Source organism: Desulfobacula sp. (assembly GCF_021107415.1).
In genome coordinates, this window is sequence record NZ_JAIOSW010000513.1 from 1 (window position 1) to 3,250 (window position 3,250).

Genomic DNA, 3,250 nt, shown 5'->3' on the forward strand with positions numbered 1-3,250 from the left:
AAAATTCTGCCATGAACGCTGTTATGGCTGCTTCCCTTGCATGTGGCAGGGTGTTTACCGCCACTTCTTCATGGGGCCTTTCTTTTATGTATGATGCGGTTTTAGCAACATCAGGGGCCAGAGCACCAGAGGTCATGGTGAATGTAAATCGTGAAACACCGGGTATTATTGCTGTATCTTCCGGGCAGCAGGACATGATTTCCACAAGGGATGCCGGATGGATTTTCCTTATCGCTGAAGACTGCCAGGAAATACTCGACCTTGTTCTCCAGGCATACAGGCTGGCTGAGGATTATGATATCCAGGTGCCTGTCATGGTTCATTATGACGGCTTTTACCTGTCGTACCTGTCTGAGGTTGTGGATGTACCCCTGCAGGAAGATGTCGATAGATTTTTATCTGTTTTAAAAGATCAGCCCGAAAGAACAAAATTGATTCCCGGCGGAAAACTGGGTTGTGGTTCCCATGGAATTCTTGGGGGATATCTTGAGCTTCGGCACAAACATGTCTGTGCCATGGAAAGATCCAAGGCCAAGTTTGAGCAAATAGATAAGGAATATCAAGAGATTTTCGGCCGCGGTTACGGCGGTCAGATTGAAGAATATAGAATGGATGATGCAGATGTGGTCCTGGTGGGTTCAGGTTCCATGTGCGGCACCATTAAAACCGTTATTGATGAGAAAAGAGACGCAGGTGTCAAGGTCGGTCTTCTAAAGATAAGAATGTACAGACCCTTTCCCAGTGAAGTAATGGTGAAGGCCCTCAAGGGCAAGAAAGCCATTGGTGTAGTGGACAGGAGTCTTTGTTTCGGATTTAAGGGCGGCCCGATTTATACTGAATTAAAAGCATTTGAAACTCAGCTTGGTGGTTCAAAGATGATCAGTTTTATTGATGGTATTGCAAATACAGACATTACAATAGTCAATGTCGAGCAGATGATTGATGCAACTTGTGACCTTGCTGCGGGCAAAGACGTTCGTGAAGTCACATGGGTTTCATATCCTGAGGCCCAGGAAGATGGAGGACTTTAAGATGACACAAAAAAAGAAAGGCAAACTGACTAAAGTACTGGATTACCTCAAGCACGATGACCCCTTCTCAAAAGGTGTGGCATTTTGCCCTGGTTGCAGTCTGGAGTTGTTAATTCGCTTTATTCCCCAGGTATTGGGAAATGATATCGTCATTACAGGTACTCCATCCTGTTCTGCTCCGGTACTTCTTGGACAGAATAATCAATCCTGGCACTCACTTTCGTATTTTGGAACGCTGATGACCGGAGCTGCTGCAAATGCCACAGGCCTTGCCAGATATTACAGGAAAGCAGGTATTGACAATACGGTTATCTGTTTCAACGGGGATGGAACAGCAGCAGATATCGGATTTGGAAACCTGGCCGGTGCGGCAGAAAGAAACGAACCTTTTATCTATATCTGTTATGACAATGAAGGATATATGAATACCGGTATCCAGAAAAGCGGAACCACACCCTTTGGAGCGAGCACGACCACGACTCCTTTTGGCTCGGCGTCCAAAGGAAAGAATTTAAGAAGAATGAATCTGGCCCTGAAAATGGCCATGCATAAGATTCCATATACGGCCACTGCAACCATGAGCGACCTTGACGATCTCGCTAAGAAGCTGCTGAAGGCCAAAGAAGCCAAAGAAAGAGGTTTTGTCTTCCTCCATGTTTTTGCTCCCTGCCCGACCGGATGGGGTTATGCACCTGAAAATACCATTGAGGTCTGTCGAAGGGCTGTAAAATCAAACTATTTTCCCCTTTGGGAAGCGGAAAACGGCAAAATCAGGATGACCAAAACCGTTAAAAAACCCAAGCCCGTATCAACCTATACTGAGTTAATAAAAAAATTCGCTCATTTGGATGAAGCAGATCTTCAGATCCTTCAGGATGATATAGATTACGAATACTGTCTGTTGGGCGGCCTGAGCGTATTGGAAGCAGAATGTCAGCTTCCCGTATCGGCAGAAGATTAAAGGAGGAAGCGACAATGAGTGAAGTCAGATTTCATGGTAGAGGAGGACAGGGTGTTGTTACAACATCTAAAATTCTTGCCAATGCTTTTGCCAGAACCGGACAATTCGGTGCAAGTTTTCCCATGTTTGGATTTGAAAGAAGGGGAGCACCTGTTACGGCTTTCGGCAGATTTTCAGATAAACCCGTCAGAGAAAAAACACAAATTTATAATCCGGATATTCTAGTGGTACTTGATCCCAGCCAAAGAGATTCTAAGGCTGTGTTTCAAGGGTTGTTGCCGAACGGCATGATGCTGTTGAATGATTCAGACAGCAAAATAAATGTCTCCCACGATAACCTTGCAAAGCTGGGGATTATTGATGCCAATAAAATTGCTTTGGAAGAAATCGGCCTTCCCATACCCAATACCGTGATAGTGGGAGCATTTGCAAAAATGTCCGGCCTGCTGGATGTTGAACCCTGCTGCGACGCATTGCAGGATTATTTTTCAGGTAAAAAGCTTTCAGCCAATATCGTATGTGCAAAAAGAGGGTTTGAAGAGGTGAAATTATTTGATCTTTAAAAATTTGGATATTTAAAGATTAATAAGGGGATAACTTTAATATTAATAAAGGAGCTGTTATGCCAAGATGGGGAATGGTAATCGACGTAAAAAGGTGTATCGCTTGCTGGGGCTGCACCATTGCATGTAAAGAGGAACATTTTCTTCCTCCCAGGGTATTTTTTAACAGGGTGCTCATTGGGGAAACCGGGAAATTCCCGTCATCCAGTAAGTTGATTTATCCGGTTCTTTGTAATCATTGCTCTGACGCGGCATGCGTGGAAGCATGTCCTACCGGAGCAACTTATATTCGGGAAGATGGGATTGTAGCGGTTGACGATGATAAATGTGTCGGCTGCAGGGCCTGTCTTGTGAGCTGCCCGTACCATCAGAGAACCTATTATGATCAGGAAGTAAAAGACAGGGAATATTTTCCGGGCCAGGGTAAAACCGAGTTGGAACTGCTGGGTGAAAAGCTTTACCCGTTAAAAGTAGGGACGGTTATTAAGTGTAATTTCTGTTCGGAAAGGGTTGATGACGGCCTTAAAAGAGGTCTTACTCCCGGGAAAGATGAGGAAGCGACACCAGCCTGCGTTAATGCCTGTCCGGTAGGCGCAAGGGTATTTGGTGACCTTAATGACCCTGACAGCGAAATTAGTCGTCTGATCATGGAGAAAAAGGGTAAACAGCTCCGGAAAGAATTTGGAACTGAACCG

The 3,250-nt window shown here is 45.0% G+C and carries 4 protein-coding genes; all 4 read left to right on the forward strand.

Going from position 1 to position 3,250, the window contains the following annotated elements; all coding sequences use genetic code 11:
• The coding region (locus tag K8S13_RS25330) for a pyruvate synthase subunit PorA (RefSeq protein ID WP_291466574.1) at positions 1-1,031 on the forward strand (1,031 nt) is incomplete at its 5' end.
• A 1-nt stretch (position 1,032) separates the two neighbouring features.
• Positions 1,033-1,992 (forward strand): thiamine pyrophosphate-dependent enzyme, encoded by a 960-nt coding sequence (locus tag K8S13_RS25335; RefSeq protein ID WP_291466576.1) that lies wholly within the window; start codon positions 1,033-1,035, stop codon positions 1,990-1,992.
• Between the two features lie 14 nt (positions 1,993-2,006).
• Complete coding sequence (locus K8S13_RS25340; protein WP_291466578.1) at positions 2,007-2,555, forward strand: 2-oxoacid:acceptor oxidoreductase family protein; 549 nt, start codon at positions 2,007-2,009, stop codon at positions 2,553-2,555.
• Positions 2,556-2,614: 59 nt separating this feature from the next.
• The coding region (locus tag K8S13_RS25345) for a 4Fe-4S dicluster domain-containing protein (RefSeq protein WP_291466580.1) at positions 2,615-3,250 on the forward strand (636 nt) is incomplete at its 3' end.